Source organism: Dyadobacter sp. HNCC25DJ183, assembly GCF_056895175.1.
This window is the reverse complement of sequence record NZ_JBXHAP010000001.1, coordinates 210,600-230,102: the sequence shown is the minus strand read 5'-3', so window position 1 is coordinate 230,102 and position 19,503 is coordinate 210,600. Positions and strand designations below refer to the sequence as shown.

The following is a 19,503-nucleotide window of genomic DNA, read 5'->3' as shown; positions in this document are numbered from 1 at the left end:
AAAATAACACACACTTTTCCATGTCACGACAGTCCCGAAAAGAGGAACTTATATTAAAGATAACCACCCGGCTAGCTGAGTTGGAGATAGAATTATTGTTGCCGCCCTTTGACGAGCTTGATTCGGAGTATGAAGAGCTGGTAAGAGAGGCTGTCAGGCTTAGGGAGGCACTTGGTTTTTTAACAGATTTCGATGAGTTATGAGAGAGGACTTCCAAGTTTACATTGACCGGTATACAGCGCGCATGAAAGTGGCTCGCAGTGAGGATAGGCCCGCTATCCGTAAAGAATTTGCAGATTGGTATTATGGGCTTTCGGAAGCCGAACGAGAGGAGATCAAACCATTCTGGAAGGCTATCAAGGATCGTGCAAGACAAACCATCGCTGAAATTAAGGATGCTCTGAACGAATTGCAGCAGTTACAAGATGTGCGGATTGTTGTTGAAGGTGCAGAGTATGATTTGCATGAATGGATTACTATTTCAGAATATTCGCGCATCCATAATCTGAAAGTCAGTCGCGTACAAAACTGGATTTCGCGCGGCGTGGTACCGCGTAACAAGGTATTGGCAATTCCGCAGCTGAATAATGTAAAGTTGATTAAAAACGAGATTTACACAAAAGTATAATCCCGGCGATCGCGCCTGGCATCTGCTGAATCGGTTATTTGAAGTAAAATCTTTACTTTGGCTGTACAATCGATTAATTCAAAAGAAGAAACAGCAACCCTGCCTTGCATGGATTATTTTTTAGTTTCCTTTTTCCTGATCCAGTACATCCGCACATCTTTACAAACCGCCGTCAACCATCCTGAGTGGGATAAGCGGCTGGTCTTCGCGCGGTATTTCAGTATTGCCTGGATCGCCACCTTCTACATCGCCGAAGAGCCTTTCTGGACCAACTGGGTGTGGGACATTTTCCTGGTCTGGCTGATCGTCGTTATTTACCGGAACGAAGTATTCAACTCGCTCCGCACTACTGCGCAAACGGTTATGCCTTTCGTAGCGATCTCGATTATCCGGGATTTTGTCAAAGGTATCTTCCCGAAGTTTTATGAAGAGAATGACAGCTTTTTTCAGGTAGCGGTCGCGTTTGCATTCGTACTCTGCTTTTTCGTGTGGTTTTATGCAAGAAAGCAGATGAAAGTGCTTCAAAAGGAGCGGGAAGACCGGCTAAGAGAAGAGCAGGCAAGTCGCGCACAAAAGGAATCGCTGGAATACCTGGTGAATGAGCGGACTCAGGAGCTTACGATGCAAAAAGAAGAGCTGCAACGTACGATCGAGGAGCTGAAATCCACGCAAAATCAATTGATTCAAAGTGAGAAAATGGCGTCGCTCGGTGAACTGACAGCCGGTATCGCGCACGAAATCCAGAATCCGCTGAATTTTGTAAACAACTTCTCGGAGGTATCTGCGGAGCTTTGTACGGAGTTGGAAGAGGAAATCGAAAAGTCGGAGCTGGCGGAGGAAGATAAAGACTACATCAAGCAGATCATCGCAGACCTGAACCAGAACCAGCAGAAGATTACCCACCACGGAAAGCGTGCAGACTCCATTGTAAAAGGAATGCTGCAGCATTCGAGGCTTTCGTCCGGTGAGAAAGAACCCGTCGAGATCAATGCGCTGGCCGACGAATACATGCGGCTGGCTTACCACGGTCTGCGCGCCAAAGACAAGGAATTCAATGCCGCGCTGGTCACTGATTTTGATGAAACAATAGCCAAAGTGAATGTACTTCCGCAGGATTTGGGAAGGGTATTCCTCAATCTTTTTACCAATGCATTTTACGCGGTGGCGGAGAAAAAGCGCAAGCTGGCGGCCGAGGGTTTGGGCAGTGACTATAAGCCCGAGGTGAAGATCAGTACCAAAAAATTTGCCAATAAGCTTTATATCCGCGTTACCGACAATGGAACCGGAATGCCCGAACACGTAAAAGCCAAGATTTTCCAGCCGTTTTTTACCACCAAGCCGACAGGCCAGGGAACCGGTCTGGGGCTTTCGATGAGCTACGATATTATCACTAACGGGCACGGTGGCGTACTGGACGTGGAGTCAATACCCGGAGAGAGAACAGAATTCAGAATTACAATACCTGTCAGCGAACCAATCAGCCAATCCTGACATTTTCGAAAAACCTTCATGAAAATACTAGTTGTTGACGACGAAGAAGATGTGAAATCCCTGTTTGAACAGAAGTTCAGAAAGGAGATACGAAGCGGGCAGTTCCAGTTTTCCTTTTCGTTTTCGGGCGAAGAGGCGCTGACTTACCTTGCCGCGCATCCTTCGGAAGTAGTGATGATCCTTTCCGATATCAATATGCCGGGAATGAGCGGGATCGAACTTTTGAAGACGATACGGAGAGACCACCCGTCTGCACCGCCCCAGGTGATGATGATCACGGCCTACGGCGACAGCGCCAATCACGACCAGGCCATGCAGCTTGGCGCAGATGATTTTCTGACCAAGCCGGTCAATTTTGTTGAACTGAAAGAAAAACTGCTGACAATCTTATGAAAGCCAGGATATTGGTTGTGGATGATGAGGCTGACTTGCAGCTGCTGATCAAGCAAAAGTTCAGGAGGCAGATCCGTGAGCAGGAGTACGAATTTTTGTTTGCCGAAAATGGTGTGAAAGCGCTTGAAGTAATCGCCGAGAACCAGGATATCGATATGGTTTTGAGCGATATCAATATGCCGGAAATGGATGGACTGACGTTGCTTGTCCGCATTGGAGAGGTAAGTCCGGTATTGAAAGCGGTCATCGTGTCGGCTTACGGGGATATGGATAACATACGCACCGCCATGAACCGCGGCGCATACGATTTCCTGACCAAACCCATTGATTTCAAAGACCTTGAAGTGACAATGGAGAAAACACTCCAGTACGTCGCCCAGCTGAAAGAAACATTGAAAGCAGTGCGTGAAAATGACATTCTGAGAATGTACGTTGACTCCTCTGTGCTGCAATTCATGACGCAGGATACTTTTGAAAAATCGCTGATGACGAGTGAAAATATCGAGGGTACCGTCGTTTTTATGGACCTCTGCGGGTTTACTTCTATATCTGAAAAGGAGCCGGCGGACCGTGTCGTTACCATGATCAACAAGTATTTTGATGTGATGGTCAAAGAGATCATCGCGCAGGGCGGGCTGGTTGACAAGTTTATGGGAGATGCAGTAATGGCCGTTTTCCGCGGGGACTATCACCTCGACAGGGCGGTGGAATCGTCGCTGGCAGTGCGCAATCACATTGATAAGTTCAGGGAAGAGCTGTCTGACAATTCCGCTTATTGTCCGAAGGTTTCTATCGGGATCAATTCCGGCGAAATGGTTTCGGGTAACATCGGCTCGGCTGCATTGCGGCGGCTGGATTATACGGTGATCGGGGACGTGGTGAATGTGGCGCAGCGTTTGCAGTCTGTGGCGAAGCCCGGCCAGGTAGTAGTGCCGGAATCTGCATACCAGCGCATTAAAGAGGCTTTTCAATGTAACCCCGTCGGCGAGGTGAACTTGAAAAACAAGGAAAATGCTGTGATGATTTACGAAGTACTGGAATAGCGATGAATATTGAGGCCGCAAGAGCATACATTTTTGAAGAGCTGCGCACCCGATTGGACAGTAACCTTTTTTACCACGGTTTACACCACACCAAAGATGTAGTGGCTGCCGCCATGGAGCTGGCTGCATTGGAGGAAATTACAGATGTAAATGCCCTGATCTTGCTGGAAACAGCGGCTTTGTACCACGATTCAGGTTTCATGAATGTGTATCGTGGCCACGAAGAAGAGGGCTGCCGGATTGTGAGGGAAATCCTGCCGGACTATGGATATTCTGACGAACAAATGGAGGCGATCTGCGGGATGATTATGGCAACTAAAATCCCGCAAATGCCGCAAAATAAAATGGAAATGATCCTGGCAGACGCAGATCTGGACTACCTCGGGAGAGGTGATTTTGAAACCATATCTGCTACATTGTTCGAAGAGCTGAACGCACGCGAGCTGGTATCAGATCCCGGTCACTGGAACGAGACGCAGGTATCTTTCCTGGAAACGCATTTTTACTGGACCAAATCACAGCAGGAACGACGCAATGCGGCCAAAGCGCTGCACCTGGAAAAGCTCAAACAAGCCGCACATTGATACTGTCTCAGCCTTGCATCCGCATTTTCTCATTTTGAACGCGGATGCGCTGGCAGAGGATCCGCAGCACATTTCTTAGAATCTCGTCGCGTTCTTCCATTAATTCAAAGAAATCTTCCTGGTCAATGCGGAAAACGAGCACGTCCGTTTCTGCAACAGTTGAAGCCGACCGCGGCTCGGTATCCAGCAATGCAAGCTCACCGAAAATCTCCCCTTTGTCAAACAACGCGAGCTGTTTTTTGCCGTCGTAAATCCCCACCGAGCCCGTATATATAATGTACATCGAATCGCCCAGGTCGCCTTTGGCGAAGATCTGCTGACCTTCACTGTAGGTCACCTCTTTCATGATCGGGGCGATCGAGCTCAGTACGTTTTCAGGAGTTTGGGAAAAAAGCTGTGTGTTTTTCAAAACAATCACCCGCTCCATTTCTGAGATAGTCTGTGCAGTTTCTGTATGTTGCATAGGAATGTTAAGGCTGAATCTGAGTTCGGGATTTAAGGCAAGCGCCCTGTATTTTTCCGCAGCTGCTTCCCTGATCAGGCGCGCGGGATGGTGTACAAGATGTTCAAGATAGGTAAGTTCGCCAGCTGCCGGATCAAACTTTTTAATCGCCACTGCGACTGTCCAGGTCGTAAATGAGCGGTCGTGGTGAGTCAGAATGTAAGGTATCAATGCAAGTCCGCCATCCTGGTTGCCGACATACTGGCGCAGTGCCTCCCGCTTTCGCTGGACAGGGATGTTTTCGAACAAGGCGTGCAACGCAGGGTAGAGTGTCCGCGGCAAAAGGCTCTCGATCATTTCCAGCGAGTTCGCCCGTTTTTCCTTGCTCGCGTGGCGAATTCCGCGCCACGCATTAGACACCGCATCCTTGTCATACTGCATCATAAACAGATAGAAAAGCCGCTGTCCGGTGAGTTCCAGTTCATATTCAAGCGTGTCATTCCATGTTTTATCAATTGCATGGTCCTCCATTTCGGCCAGGAGCTGCGACGCGTGAATCAATTCCTTTTCCACAAAATCTGATACAACTAATTTATACTCAGCAACAAGCAGGTAGTTCGACATCGCTTTCAATGCGTCCAACAAGCTAAAAGTATCAATCTTATCAATGTTAATTGTAAGTTCTTTACTTTCAGAATGTTTATTCAGGTAAATACTTTTAATTAGATTGAAAAGTATTTGAAGTATAAATTCGTGTTTCGTTTTTTCAGCTACTTTAATGAACAAACGAATGCATTCTCCCGACTGATCATTTTGCAGCCATTCCTCAATAATCCGGATACCGGCGTCACCGGACTTGATCAATGCGATGACTGTGGATCGGGAAAGCGTGCCCCCAAGCAGTGGCTTCAACTCGCGCAGCAGCTGGGCCGACCCTGAGCCTGCGGCTACTTCCAGCGCCGTATTTTTGACTTTTTCACTACCGTTTTGAATGCTGTTTTTGATTTGGTCGTCATAGGAATGGATCCCGATTACCCTGATACATGCCAATGCGGTCAGTTGCTGTTGTTCCTGTCCGGAAATGAAAAGCTTGCGGAGGGTACCGTGCACCAGCGGCAGAGATTTGCCGGCTTCCCAGCTTCCCATCACGGAACCGCTCACGATATCCAGGTCGGGGTGGGCCAGGAACCTTGCCAGCTGCTCATCCGACAAGCGGGAAGCAGCGCAGGCAATGCGCACGGCGAGCGTCTGACAAGCTGTATCCGGTTCGGCCTCGATATACTTCAAAAAAGCATCGGATAATTCGGGCTGATCCAGCGTTGCCAGCGTTTGCAGCGTTTTCAGGCGCACTTGTACGTGCGGATTTTTGATCAGCAGATCAACATTTTTGCGGAAGAGCGCCACTTTGTTTTTCGCCAGCCAGTCAATCGCATTCAGTACTTCTTCTCTTCTTTCACTTTTCAGGTTTTCAGTAATAATCGGCAGCGCCTCGGCAGGGGAGGCCATTTCGCCGCTTTTTATAAACCTTTTTCCGATTGCCGATTTTAGCTCCTGGGTATAATGTCCGTAAGCTTTCCTGAAAATAATCAGCGCCGCAACTGCAAAGAGCAGCGAAAGATCGAACGTAAGACTGATGTTGCTCAGGTTTCTCGAGTACACGATCCAGAGCAATACACCTGCGATCAGCATCCCCATTGGTTCAAATAGTCCCTTTGCCAATGTGTGCCCTTTCAGCCTGGTTTTGGTGGAAAGCGGCTGAAATAGCACGAGGAATACGGGATCGAAAATCGTTCTTCTTACCAATTCAAAAAGCAGGTATGCCGCGCAATAATAGAACAGGAGCGAGGGTTCGTCTTTCCGGAAGTAAGAGGAGATCAGCAGACCGAGCGAAATGAAAATGGTAGTCAGCGGCAGCAGGTACAAGGTGATTTTTACCCCGAAACGCTCCACCGTTTTACCCGAAAATAACAATTTAACGATCGTCGAAATCCCGTAAGTAGCGGCAAGCAGCGTACCTACGAAGGTGATTACATCGTGCTGGCTGTGGAATTTGTATTTTACATTCACGAAAAAGTGGTACTCGATCCACGTCGCTGTCGCGGCAATGGCGACCATACCGAGACAAAGCGAGGTAAGCAGCTTGTTCCCGCCGAAATACTTTTGAATAATCTTCGAATCCGATGCCGACACCTGGCGCGGTCTTGCGTGGTGCGGGTTGGGGATTTCGGTGTATTTGAATGTAAGTATCTGGGTGTAAAAGGCCAGCGCAAAGAAGATCAACGAAATCACCAGCAGGATCATCAGTACGGAAGGAGAGTGGATGAGCACAGCCAGCACGGCACCCAGCGCTTTGGCGGGCATATCGCCGGACCCGATCACACTGAATAGTCGCTTACTTTGGCGCACATCAAAAACCAATGCGGACAAGCCCCAGAATTCGAGATTGATAAGCAGGTAAATGATCCGGTAACCTACCATCACGGAAATGGCCGTGGCAATGCCGTGACCGAGCCACAGCAGCACCATCACTACCGCCACCATAAATAGCGACGAGAACATGGTCCCGAGGCTCAGGCGTTTCAGGATCAAATGGTGCTCGAAGTATTCGTAAATCTTCCCCGCTGTCATCACGGCCAGTGCCGCAGCTATGTATGCGATCGGCAGGGAGTATTCAGGGTGATTTTCGAGCAAAAGCACGTTGGCGGAAACATAAACCAGCGTGGTACCTACATTGATAAAGAAATTATGGAAAAAAAAGAGGATTGTCTGCGGATTGAAGGAATTGGTATATCTATTCTTTAAAAAGGAGATCATAAGTCGGAAAGCTGATTCGCTTACGTAAAGTAAACACTTATTATTTCTATTAAAAACAGCAACCTACGCACGTATGATCAGGACAGAAGGCGAATTTGCGAGCCACACACTGTGAGATTCAACCGCTTTCTTCCAGCTTTCAAAACTGATTATCATCAGATCTTTTTGTTCCAGAAACTCTTTTTCCAATGCATTGTCGAAGTGCATTCTCACTTTCTCAGGCGCATAATCCTGGATAGCATTGAGTGAATCCTGCACTTCGGCATACGCGCTGACCATCTCGGAGGGGTCCATGATCGTCACATTGAGGTCGCCTGCGGAAACAAGCTTCTGCGCATATTCCAGCAGGAACTGGTCTTGCGGAGAGAAGATCGGAATGAAGATATCGTTCACTTCCTTCAAATTCTTCTCTATCATAATGGCCACGGGTATCTTCACAGACTTGATGATCTGCGTAGTTCGTTCGTCCAGGACATCCTCATGGAACAATCTTTCTTTGCCGGTAATGGTATCAAACAGCCGCTCTCTGCTGATGATTCTGGAAGTAAAACCCAGGATTTTGCCCAGGAAAGTCCCTTCAAATACCGATCTGCCGATTCCGATCATCAGCATATCATAGTCGCCATTGTTCGCAATTTCGATGATATCGTGCTCCACATCCTGCGAAGGTTTGAAAAGGGAAGTGAATGAAACATCCAGCTGCTGCGCTTCTTCATTGAGCGGACGGAAGGTTTCAAACTGGTATTCCTCTGTGTTAACCTGATTCAGATAGCTGCTCGGCGAAAGGTGGAGGGCTGTAATTTGCTGGTCATCGGCTTCTTTCCAGATCATTTTATCCGCCAGACGCAGCATCTTGCGACCTCCCTGCGGACTGGCGAATGCGATCAGGACAGAAAAACGGGAAGGTTCAAGCTTGTCGCGGAGGGCCTCCCACTTTTTTTGCGGGAAGAACTTGTCGATCAGATCGAGCGCAGGTCCCGTCATGCAGGTTGTAGCCAGCGCCATAATGACCATCATCGCGAAGATTTCGGGAGATAGCACACCGATGTCGTAGCCAATGTTAAGCACGACGAGCTCCATCAGTCCGCGTGTGTTCATCAATGAACCGATAATCAGACTATCGCGCCATGATTGCTTGACAAAGCGCGCGGCAATGGTACTGCCGGCAAACTTCCCGGCGACGCCCGCAAGGATAATCAGCCCAGTAACCTGCCACAGATAAGGATCATTCAGCAAGCCAATCTGCGTTCTCAAACCCGTAAAAACAAAGAAGAGCGGCAGTAACAGTACCAGGGATACATCTTCTACCTTTTCAATAAAAATGCTGCGGAAACTCAGGTTAGCAGGCATGATCACACCCGCCATAAATGCACCAAACAATGCATGAATGCCGATTACCTCGGTCGTGTAGGAGGAGATCAGCAGCACCACAAAGAACATAGCGACTACAGGTTTGGTCAATCCCTCTTTGTAAGAATAATGGTCGCCGACCCGTTTCAGAACTGGTTTCAGTACTTTCAGCATGAACAATACATAGGCGCCTGCAAGGATGATCGTGTAAATGGAGCTTACAAACGAGCCTGCCTTTACGATCGCGATCACGGCAGCCAGAATGCACCAGGCAGTTATATCGTCCGTCGCCGCGCAGGTGATCACCATCATACCAAGCTTTGTCCGCGATAATCCGCGCTCCTGCACAATGCGGGCAAGTACAGGGAACGCTGTGATACTCAGCGCAATTCCGATGAATAAAGCAAAAGAAAGAAAGCTGATCCCGTCGGGCGCGAATTGCTGGTACATATACAAAGCCAGCCCCACACCCAATGCGAATGGAAGCATAATGCTGGCGTGACTGATGACAACAGCTTCCTGCGCCTTGGTTTTGAGTACTTTCAAGTCAAGCTCCATTCCGATGATAAACATAAAGAGTATCAGACCGATCTGGCTCAGGAATTGGAGATTACCGAGGGATTGTTTTGGAAAAAGGAAGTTGGAGAATTCGGGATAGAACATGCCCAGCAGCGAAGGCCCGAGAAAGATACCCGCCGCAATTTCACCGATCACCGTCGGCTGTCCTATTAGCTTGCAGAGCCACCCGAACAGGCGCGCGGCTACAATGATGGTGATGATCTGCAGTAAAAGTGTGGCAAGCGGGTGCGTGAGGTTATGCCCGAAAGTATCCGTAAACTGCTCCCAGGAAGATGCACTGCTGACGTGGCTGTGTAATTTGGTGGCAGCCGTTTCCAGGAAAGTGCCCTGCCGGATAAAGAAGTACAGAAAGACTGAAAATATCCCGATTGTCAGCGTATAAAATAGTGCACTGCGTAAGTTTTTCATGGTTACATATGGGAGTGACGATATGCAAAATACCAAAAAAATCTTTCACAGTTACGTGTGCTAGCGTCCGGGAGGGCATTCACGGGTTGTAACCGTGGTAAGTCTGGCGGACTTACCACGGTAGTCTGCTAACTCCAGAGACGGTCGTGCGAGCGCTTTTCGTTCCAGTCGGGCGTAGGAGCGAAGTAGCTTTTGTCTTTCGGGTTCAGGTGTTTTTTCACCTCATCGTCTACCAGCTCAATCCCTAGCCCAGGCGCTTCGAGCGGTACCGGCGCGTAGCCTTTGTCGATCAGCTTGCGACCGTCCGTCGTTTTCACCAGACTTTCCCACCAGGTAACATCCACAGAGTGGTGTTCGAGCGCCAGGAAGTTTTGGGTTGCGGCGGCGCAATGCACATTTGCCATGAAGCTCACCGGCGTTCCAGCAAAGTGCATGGCCATCGCGATCCCGTTTTCCTCTGCATAATCGCCAATGCGTTTTGTTTCAAGCAAACCGCCCGAGGAAGCCAGATCGGGGTGTACAATGTCGACAGCACGCTTGTCTATCAGCGATTTGAAGCCTTCTCTCAGGTAAATATCTTCTCCCGTCAAAGTCGGTGTTTCAAGTGCGTCTGTAATGGTCCTCCATTGATCCACATACTCCCAGGGCACGATATCTTCCAGCCAGGCAAGGCGGTACTTGTCCAGCGCGCGGCCCAGGCGGATCCCGTTGTTCAGATCAAAGTGACCGTAATGATCCGTAGAAAGTGGAATTTCATAACCCACTACACTTCTTACATCTTCCACAACCTGCGCCATTTCGGCCAGGCCTTTTTCGGTGATTTGAATGGCAGTAAAAGGATGCTTGGTATTGGCATAGGAATGGAAATCTCCCGCCCATTGCGAAAAGCCACCACCCCAGAACTTGTTATTGACCACCGCATTCTCGCTGTTACGCAGCATGCCGATCGAAACATCCATTTTCAGCCAGGTATAGCCCTGATCCACCGTGCGGAATTTGATCTTTTGTTTAAATTCATTCAAATCATTCGACTCCGGCGTATCGGCATATAATCTAACTTTATCCCGGTACCGGCCGCCGAGCAGCTGCCAGCAGGGAACGCCGTATGCTTTTCCGCAAAGGTCCCAGAGTGCCATTTCGACCCCGCAAACACCGCCAGCCTGCCTGCCGTGGTAGCCAAACTGCTTGATGGACTTGAACAGCTGCTCCACATTGCAGGGATTCTGACCCAGTAAATGCGCTTTCAGAAACAGCGCGTAGCGTTCATCAGCCCCGTCCCGCACTTCACCCAACCCGTATATTCCCTGGTTGGTATCAATGCGAATGATCGGCGTGCGGCCCACATTCTGTACAATGCAATAGCGCAAATCTGTGATTTTGAGTTCGGAAGGCTTCGAAGCGCGGTTTACCTTGGAAGTAGCCTGCGCAATGGTATCCTCGGCCGACATGGACATAAACCCGCCGAGCGCAATGCCTCCCAAAGCAGAGTTCCGCAAAAAGTTTCTCCTGCTGGGCTTAGTTGCCGGGTCATTGATTTCCACAATCCGCGCTGCCTTTTCGGCTTCTTCCTGTTGTTTGTTTTCTGCTATGATTTGTTTGAGAATGTCTTTCATTTTATTGGTTTTTGAGTAGTGTAAAATTGAAATATCGCCGTGTCACTTTGATGTAGTCACTTTTGTCATGCTGAGCGCAGTCGAAGCACAATGCGGCCACGCTTTCATGGTAGCCCTTCGACTGCGCTCAGGGTGACAAAAGAAGGCCCTTCGACTGCGCTCCGGGTGACAAAAGTTGGGTCAGTAATTCCTCTCCTTCAAGTAATCATCCAGCTCCTTCTTCGTCATCGGGAGCTTGCCGGGGTAGTTGTTTACCCAGTTCAGAAAGTCCTTCTGGATAGCATCAGACCATTTCGTATCGACTTCACCGGGCGTGTACTTGCCCTCGCGGAGGCGCAGATGCCCGAACTCGTCGCGTAATGCAGTTACTTCCGAGGTGATCACCAGCTCCTCCACCAAATGCGCCGGGATGAAGATGGTACCGTACTTCTTGGCAAGTACCACATCGCCCGGCAGCACCGTGGCGCGACCAATGCGGATCGGGGTGTTGATATTGGACAGCATCATTTGCTGGATATAAGAAGGATCCTGGCCTTTGATCCAGGCATTGAAACCTTTGATTTCACTCAAACCTTCTACATCCCGCACTGAGCCGTAAAAGATCACCCCGCGCTTGGATTTAGCATAAATGGAATTCCCGAGGTTGTCGCCGATGAGCGTACCGTCGGCGATCTTGCCATAGCCGTCGGCCACGTACACGTCACCTTCTTTCAGCACATCAATGGGCCAGGAGTTGGTACCGCCGGTCTGCACGCGGCCTTCCTTTTTGCCGGTCTCCTTTACGAGATCCTGTAAATCGGGGCGCGATGGCATGTATTGCGCTGTCACCACGCGGCCGGTCATGGTACTGTCGTTGTGGATCAGCTGCCATTCGCCTTCAAACTGGTTGTGGTAGCCTTTGTTGCGCAGTACACCCCAGGCTTCTTCCATCGAGATGTTTTTGAGGCGGGCAAGAATCGCGTCAGATACCTTCGGTCGGCCGTCGGGCAGGCGTTCACCTTTCCAGGCAGCAGTGTACGCTTTGATCTGGTCGGGGCTGGGAGAGATTGATTGTGCCTGGGACGCCAGTCCCCAGCAAGCCAGTACTCCCACCAGCAAGGTTTGTTTAAGCATAAAAAAACAATTAAGGGTTAGTTAATATTCTTATTTATCCCAAAAAACGGGTGTTCCAAGTTCGTCAGGGCCCATTCTGGCTACTGCTTCCTTGTAGTTGGCTTCATTCACCGAACGCTCGCGGACGGGATACACCAATCTTCTGATGAAGTCTTTCACTGACGGATCTTTGCCCGGATAATTGTTGATCGGGAGCGTAGGAAAGCCGCTTCTGCGGAAATTGGCCCACGCTTCGGAACCATTCAGGAAGGAAGAGACCCAGTACTGGTTGTTGATCTGTTCCAATGCTTTTGCCGGATTAAAAGGATTGGCCGCCAGGTAAGCTGTTTGAGTCGCTTCGGGTATCGTCGCCGATACATCGTAAGTCGCCAGCTGCGACATATGTGCCTTTACACCAGCTTCATACAATGCTTTCACATCACCCGTTGCCCACCCGCGCTGCACGGCTTCGGCCAGCAGGAGGGAAGTTTGGGAGTAAGTAATAAAAAACTCCGGTGCATCGATTTTGCCGACAGTCCGGCGGTTAATCTGCGAATATTTAAATGCCGACCCGATTTTTCCCGGAAAGCCAGGAATGGTGGTGATCGTAGATTCATTGTACCCGTAAGGCATGCCTTCCTGATTCGCAGGGTTTGTGTCCTCGGCACCGACGGTCGCGAGCGGATTTCCCGGCGCTTCGTATTTGACAGCAATGTATTTTAGGCGCGGATCAGCTGATGTTTTCAGGAAATCGATAAATGCTTTGCCCATGTACACATTCCCACGCTCTGTTCCCTGAAAATAGCCGGCGAGTGGGTGGTTGAATGTGCTGTTAAATGCGATAAAAGCATTATCCGCGTTGGAGCTTTGCAAACCTCCATTGGCCGGATCCACTGCAATCGCCACGTATTGTTTTGCCCTGGCCGGATCTACTTTCGAGTAGCGCATCGCAGCCCGCAGCAGCAGGGAGTTACCCAGCTTTTTCCATTGCGCGATATTGCCTTTGAAGAAAAGATCGCCCGTTTCGATCGGTTTCGATGCGTCCAATGCTTTGGTACCTTCTACCAGTTCTTTCAGGATATCGTCGTAAATCAGCTTCTGGTCGTCGTATTTAGGCAGGTTAATGCCTTCCAGAAATGCCTTTCCCGCCTGGAAGTAGGGAACATCACCGTAAGTATCTACCAAAACCATAAACACATAAGCCTTCCAGACGCGCGACATATTGTACAGATTAGACCGCGTCGGATTGTCTTTGGTCTGCGCAATTACGGTTGTCAGCAGGTTCACCGGGCCGTTTTGCAGGTATAATGAATTGAAATTGGCATTTGAATTCGGATCGGAAACCACATTATGATTACCGCCTTCCACCACGCCCGTAAATGGCGTATTGATTTGCTGCACGATCTGCATCTGATAATGCTGCGTCGCAATGGCGGACGAAAACTCGGCATTGGAAAAGAGATACACCGGATCAATACTGGTTGCCTGAACCGGATTTTTGTTAACCTCCTCAAAACCACTGTCGCAAGAACTAGCCCCTGCGAGGATGGCGATGGTTGCTGCGTATAGGAATATTTGCTTCATAATTAATGATTGAATGATAGTATGACTGAATGACCGGGTCGCCGGTGCGATGAATGAGTTTCCTCCCTTATAACTTAACATTCAAGTTGATACCGTAACTTCTCGTAGTAGGCAGTGTGTGGGTTTCGATACCTTGGAGGTTGTCGGATGCGGATACTTGTGCTTCGGGATCCAGGTTGTCGATGTATTTTTTGATCAGCCACACATTGTTGCACATCGCAGAAATCGTCAGGCCTTTGATGAAGGTCTTGTCTTTCACAAAACGGGAGAGATCGTAACCAAGCGACACTGTCCGCCATCTTACAAATGCACCGTTGTACACAAATGGCGACGCCAGGTTGGTACTGCGGTAAGCCGTGTAAAACTGCTCTGCTTCTACGCGGTTATCATTCGGCGAACCGTCAGCTTTGACGCCGTCCAGCAGCACGCCGCCTTCGCGTCCCACAAGCGACGGTTTCGACAAACCTTCGCGCAGGAAGTTGAGGTTGGAGTTGGAAAGAATCTTGTGACCCGCTTTGAAGTCGATCTGCGTGCCGATGCGGATTCCCTTGATATTGAATGTATTCACCCAGGCACCCACCCATTTAGGAATTGCGCTGCCGAAAGTGGTAAGGTTACCCTGCTGCGGCAAACCGCCCGAAGTTATAATGCGGCCCTGCGCATCTCTTTTGTAGTCAAACCCGCGCAAAGAGGCGAGGGGCTTGTTCACTTCATGGGAAACAATGCCGAAGAATTCGCCAGTACCGACGTCAAAACGAGGCTGATTAGCCGCCAGCTCGATCACTTTGCTGATGTTGTAGCTTCCATTGAAGCTGGTTTCCCAGGTAAATGCGTCGGTGCGCGCAGGCACGATCGTCAGCAGGAATTCAACGCCCTGGTTACGCAGCTTACCCACATTCACTTTGGTCTGGCTGAAACCGGAGGTATTTGAAATATCCACGTTCAGGATTTCATCCACAGTGTTTTTGCGGTAAATAGAAACGTCAAGGTTCAGGCGGCTATCGAAGGTTTTCATTTCTAGACCAATCTCCGTTTCCTTCACTTTAAGCGGCCTCAAATTCGCATTCGGACTTACTGTCGAAGGTAAATTCCCCAAAGCGGTCCCATTGAAAGGGTTTGCATTGATCCCGTAATACAGGTTGTTTGAATACGGATCGGTATCGCCTCCCACTTCCGCGTAAGCCGCGCGGAGTTTTCCGTAATTAAGCCAGGCCGGTGCATTCGCGAATGCCTGACTGAATACAAAACTTCCGCTCACAGAAGGATACAAGTAGCTGTTCGACTCCGGGTTTAATGTTGAGAACCAGTCATTTCTGCCCGTCACGTTCACAAAAAGGAAGTTCCTGAAAGAGAATTCAGCTGCGCCGTAAATGGAGTTTACTTTCTTCTTGCTATATCCGTAATTGGGCGTTTTTACCTGGCCATTTGCAATCGTGTACAAATCGCGGACGTAGAAGTTGGTTACCGCAGTAGACACATTGTCGCTTATCTGCAGCATCTGGTTGCCCCCGAGGGTTATATCGATACCGAAATCCCCGAAAGTACGGTTAGCACCGATGAGCACGTCCATATTCCGCTCCCGGAAGGTGGAAACATCCTGGTAGTAGTAACCATTAAAGCCGGTAGTCACAGCACTGATCGAGCGCGTTCCTGTGGGGCGGTTATAATTGTAGGGGCGGGTGTAGTAGTCCTGACCAATACGACCCTGCACAAACAGCCAGCTCGTAAAATCGTAGCGCACGGATGTATTTCCAAAAATCCGGTCGCGTTTTACATTCTCAAAACGGTCGTAAGCCACCCAGTAGGGATTGTTCCGGTTGGTAAAACGCGCAAGCGGCATTTCGTTCCCATTCGCATCCTTCCTGTTTTTAAGCCAATCTGTATCAATGCTGGTCGCAAGGGTATAAATTGTCGTATTCGCATTCATATCCTGGATACCAATCTGCGGCGGGTTTTTGTTGTATTCGTTTGAATAATTGGCATTTACCTGCGCAGAGAGCTTTTTAGAGAACTTGTAATTCAGACCGAGGTTGAAAATGCGTTTGTGATAATCGGAATTCGGCATGATCGCATTCGCATCCGTATTGGCAAATGACAACCGGAAATTCCCCTTCTCATTCCCGCCAGACAGCGCAATGGAATTGGTGAAGCTCGTACCGGTGCGATAAAAATTTTTAATGCGGTCTTTGTGCGCAATGTAAGGCTGGGTGCTGCCATCAAATTGCGGCGTGGGCTTGCCGTCGAGCTTTTCACCAAATGCAAATACCCCCGAACTCTGCGCCTCAGCTACACTCGTGGGGCGTTTACCGAATTCTCCCTGTCCATATTCATACTGGAAGTCCGTATAATCAAGTGCTTGCTGCGCCTGGAAATTGGAGTTGAGTTCAACACCGATACCTGTCGTTTTGCTGCCGCTTTTGGTCGTGATGATAATGGCGCCGTCTTTCGCGCGGAAACCGTACAAGGCAGCCGCTGCCGCACCTTTTAACACCGTCATTGATTCGATATCGTCCTGGTTGATGCTCTGCAGACCGTCACCTGCATCAGACGAACCGCCGGTGGGGTTACCTGTTCCATTTCCGTTCGAGCCGCCCGCAGAAACGCTGCTGTTGTTGATCGGAACGCCATTTACAATGATCAGCGGCGAGTTATTGCCGCCAAATGAGGATTGTCCGCGAATACGGATTTTGGTTGAACCGCCCGGTCCGCTCGCAGGTGGCGTCACATTCAATCCCGCCACTTTTCCCTGCAGACTGTTTCCCAGGTTCGTCGTACGGTTGGTTGTAAGTTCTTCTGTGTCAATGGTTGCTGTTGAGTAACCCAGCTTTTTCGCATCCCTCTTGATACCCAAAGCAGTGACTACGACCATTTCCAGGTTGCGAACGTCGGGCTGCAAGGTAACGTCGTACACAGACTGACTTCCCAGTGCAAGTTCCTGCGGCGTGTAGCCGACATAAGAGAATATCAGAATGCCGCCTGCATCAGGCACACTAAGCTGGTAGGTACCTTCGGTGTTTGTTGCAGTACCCGCTTTTGAACCTTTGAGCACAATGCTGACGCCCGGCAGGGGCTGGCCTTTTTCGTCTGAGACAGTCCCGCTTATTGTTCTGTCGATCCCCTGAGGAAGCTGGCGCAGGATCATGCCGCTGGTCGGCTCTGCGGTGTTTTTGACCAGTACGATCTGCTTTCCGTCAATTTTGTAGCCTACATTCAAGGGCCTTAAAAGTTCGTCAAGTACGTCTGAAAGCGGCTTTTCCACGGCGTTGATCGAGACTTTCTGCTGCGGCTTGATCAGGGAGGAATTGTAAGTGAATTTGACCTGCGTCAATTTGTTCAGCCTGCTCAACACCGTTTTAATCTCCTGATTGTTCATCTGCAACGTAATGTGCTGGTTCAGGATATCCTGCGCACCCGCGGCACTTGCGGCCACACCGAAGATAAAGGCAATTAATAGTTGGTAAAATGATATTCTCAAAAGCCTGTAAAATTGCCAGGACGTGCGTCGACGTTTTTTCATACCATGAATTGTTTGTTATATAATTGAAGATGTAAAACTGTATTTAGTTACAGCCCCTGGCGGTGATCACCAGCTGGCCGTCAACCATATCGTAGCTTGCCCCGATAGCCTGGCAGATTGCATTCATTCTTTGTTTCAGATTTTCATCATCGAACTGCGCATTGATCCTGCATTTAGATAGCAGTTCCTTGTCGTAGCGGATATCAATCCCGTACAGCTTTTGAAGGGATACCAATACTTCAGGTATCGGTTTGTCGTCGAAGAGCTGTTCCCTGGCTGCGATGGATTCCACGAGCATTGTGGGCTGACTTACGGCGCCGCGTTCAAGCCGGCTTTCTTTCCTAATATATACCACCTGCTGGTTGGGTGTCAGGATGACGCCTGGTATTTTCGCGTCGGGTTTCGCGTTGGCCTTTTCATATTCTTTTTTCGCGAAAACGCTCACCTTACCCGTTTTGACAGCGATCAGCTCTGTTTTATCCTGGTCAAATGCCTTGATTCGGAAGCTCGTTCCAAGTACCCGGGTGACGGTTTCACCGGTATATACCACAAAAGGTTGCTGCTCATTGCGGCTGACATCAAAAAACGCCTCGCCACGCAGTGAAACGCGCCGCTCGCTTCCGCTAAATTCTGCGGGATACGTAATGGAGCTGCCTTTCGACAAGGTGACTACTGTATTGTCGCTGAGCAATACCGTCATAACGTCCTTGTCATTGTTGGAACTGACGCGCATCTGAAGCGCGGGTATAACGGGGATTTTGTGTGCTGTTTGGACAGTTTTAGGTAAAAGCCGGGCGTTGTAGTAGGCGACACTGAGGCCTGAAATAAGGACAAAGGCCGCTGCCACTCTCCATATAGCGGGCAGGTATATACGCCACCCGCTCGTATTCCGGCGTTCGGAAGCAAGCCTGACGATCTCATTGATGTCCTGCCGCATCATTTCGCTGGTGAGCTCGTCCCGGTACATATCCTTAACCGAGATTACCAGCTCCTTCGCAAGACTAACCGTCTGTGACCGGTCGGGATTTTCGTGAATCCATTGCGACCAGAAACAATTCAGCTCCGGCGTAGGATCAATGACCCAGCGGCGGAACATTTCATCAGTTGCCAGTTCTTCAACCGAGTGGGTCCTGTAATTGATCATAGCGTAAGGATTTGCGGGGAAGCCGCCCGCACTTTTGCTCTTTAAACACTATGTCAGGATATCATCAGGTTATAACCAAAAAAATCAAAATATTTTTGAAATAATGATAATGCGGCAAAATGGGGAGGTAAGATGCTGTGGGTTGATGCCCTTGGCAAAGCCAGTGTATCAGGAAGCTACGAAGCTGATGATCAGCAGCCAGAAGAATTCGGCAGGAACCCAGATCTGCTTGATCTCTTTCAGGGTACGGTAAAGCAGGTTGGCAACGCTTTGTTTGCCCAAGCCCATGATATTGGCAATTTCGTCGTTGGCCAGGTTCTGGTAAAAGCGGAGGTAGATGATCTCTTGCTGTCTTTTTGATAGCAGCGAAATGATCTGTTTCAAACGCCCCTGCTGATGCCGCAGATTTTCGTTTTCAATGATATTTACTTCAATGGAAGGATCTGTATTGTCCTCATCAAAGAATGCAGATTCGGGCTCGTGGAATTTCTTAAGTCTGAGCGCTTCCTTGATCAGCCTGTGCCTTAATGCTTTGAGCAGGTAAGATTTTACAAATGCAGTCTCGCTGAGGAAGGTACGACGCTCCCAGAGATCGAGGTAGAGTTCCTGGATTGCATCGCGTATAAAATCGGGATCGCAGGAGAACCTGGCGGCATAATTGTAGAGTGCCCGGTAATGTATCTGGGCGAGTAGTCCCATTGCATCCGGATCTCCGGCTTTAAACCGCTTCCAGAGCCGCACGTCAAGTTCGATGGGGTCGTATGAAATCTCTTCTTTGCGCAAACGACAGACGATGGTTTGTTTAATTTATTCAAAGAATT

The 19,503-nt window shown here is 49.3% G+C and carries 14 protein-coding genes; 6 read left to right on the top strand and 8 right to left on the bottom strand.

The features are described from left to right. Window positions 1–20 precede the first annotated feature (20 nt). The 6 genes from AC1XTG_RS00865 (at window position 21) to AC1XTG_RS00840 (ending at window position 4,139) form a co-directional block, all read left to right on the top strand. The gene (locus tag AC1XTG_RS00865) at window positions 21–203 is read left to right on the top strand and encodes a hypothetical protein (protein ID WP_056287952.1); all 183 of its coding nucleotides are present in this window, start codon (window positions 21–23) and stop codon (window positions 201–203) included. Continuing rightward, window positions 200–628, top strand: a complete 429-nt coding sequence (locus AC1XTG_RS00860; protein ID WP_056287954.1) for a hypothetical protein — start codon at window positions 200–202, stop codon at window positions 626–628. The genes AC1XTG_RS00865 and AC1XTG_RS00860 overlap by 4 nt, the downstream gene beginning before the upstream one ends. A 108-nt stretch (window positions 629–736) precedes the next feature. Continuing rightward, complete coding sequence (locus AC1XTG_RS00855) at window positions 737–2,119, top strand: sensor histidine kinase (protein ID WP_484840643.1); 1,383 nt, start codon at window positions 737–739, stop codon at window positions 2,117–2,119. An 18-nt stretch (window positions 2,120–2,137) separates the two neighbouring features. Beyond that, the gene (locus AC1XTG_RS00850) at window positions 2,138–2,512 is read left to right on the top strand and encodes a response regulator (RefSeq protein ID WP_056287960.1); all 375 of its coding nucleotides are present in this window, start codon (window positions 2,138–2,140) and stop codon (window positions 2,510–2,512) included. Beyond that, complete coding sequence (locus tag AC1XTG_RS00845; protein ID WP_056287965.1) at window positions 2,509–3,555, top strand: adenylate/guanylate cyclase domain-containing protein; 1,047 nt, start codon at window positions 2,509–2,511, stop codon at window positions 3,553–3,555. Before AC1XTG_RS00850 ends, AC1XTG_RS00845 begins: the two co-directional genes overlap by 4 nt. 2 nt (window positions 3,556–3,557) lie before the next feature. Next, window positions 3,558–4,139 carry an HD domain-containing protein gene (locus tag AC1XTG_RS00840; RefSeq protein ID WP_056287967.1) on the top strand — a complete coding sequence of 194 codons (582 nt, stop codon included), beginning with the start codon at window positions 3,558–3,560 and terminating at the stop codon, window positions 4,137–4,139. Between the two features lie 7 nt (window positions 4,140–4,146). Here AC1XTG_RS00840 and AC1XTG_RS00835 read toward each other — a convergent pair whose 3' ends face one another. The 8 genes from AC1XTG_RS00835 to AC1XTG_RS00800 form a co-directional block, all read right to left on the bottom strand. Next, the gene (locus tag AC1XTG_RS00835; protein ID WP_484840642.1) at window positions 4,147–7,395 is read right to left on the bottom strand and encodes a cyclic nucleotide-binding domain-containing protein; all 3,249 of its coding nucleotides are present in this window, start codon (window positions 7,393–7,395) and stop codon (window positions 4,147–4,149) included. A 63-nt stretch (window positions 7,396–7,458) separates the two neighbouring features. Then, window positions 7,459–9,732 carry a cation:proton antiporter gene (locus tag AC1XTG_RS00830; protein WP_484840641.1) on the bottom strand — a complete coding sequence of 758 codons (2,274 nt, stop codon included), beginning with the start codon at window positions 9,730–9,732 and terminating at the stop codon, window positions 7,459–7,461. Between the two features lie 128 nt (window positions 9,733–9,860). Beyond that, window positions 9,861–11,345 carry a mandelate racemase/muconate lactonizing enzyme family protein gene (locus tag AC1XTG_RS00825; RefSeq protein WP_484840640.1) on the bottom strand — a complete coding sequence of 495 codons (1,485 nt, stop codon included), beginning with the start codon at window positions 11,343–11,345 and terminating at the stop codon, window positions 9,861–9,863. A 180-nt stretch (window positions 11,346–11,525) separates the two neighbouring features. Further along, window positions 11,526–12,458, bottom strand: a complete 933-nt coding sequence (locus AC1XTG_RS00820; protein ID WP_484840639.1) for an RraA family protein — start codon at window positions 12,456–12,458, stop codon at window positions 11,526–11,528. A 30-nt stretch (window positions 12,459–12,488) separates the two neighbouring features. Continuing rightward, window positions 12,489–14,021, bottom strand: a complete 1,533-nt coding sequence (locus AC1XTG_RS00815; protein WP_484840638.1) for a SusD/RagB family nutrient-binding outer membrane lipoprotein — start codon at window positions 14,019–14,021, stop codon at window positions 12,489–12,491. Window positions 14,022–14,088: 67 nt separating this feature from the next. After that, the gene (locus AC1XTG_RS00810; protein WP_484840637.1) at window positions 14,089–17,538 is read right to left on the bottom strand and encodes a SusC/RagA family TonB-linked outer membrane protein; all 3,450 of its coding nucleotides are present in this window, start codon (window positions 17,536–17,538) and stop codon (window positions 14,089–14,091) included. Between the two features lie 43 nt (window positions 17,539–17,581). Then, complete coding sequence (locus AC1XTG_RS00805) at window positions 17,582–18,682, bottom strand: FecR family protein (RefSeq protein WP_484840636.1); 1,101 nt, start codon at window positions 18,680–18,682, stop codon at window positions 17,582–17,584. Between the two features lie 168 nt (window positions 18,683–18,850). Then, window positions 18,851–19,465, bottom strand: a complete 615-nt coding sequence (locus AC1XTG_RS00800; RefSeq protein ID WP_056287992.1) for an RNA polymerase sigma factor — start codon at window positions 19,463–19,465, stop codon at window positions 18,851–18,853. Window positions 19,466–19,503: the final 38 nt, after the last annotated feature.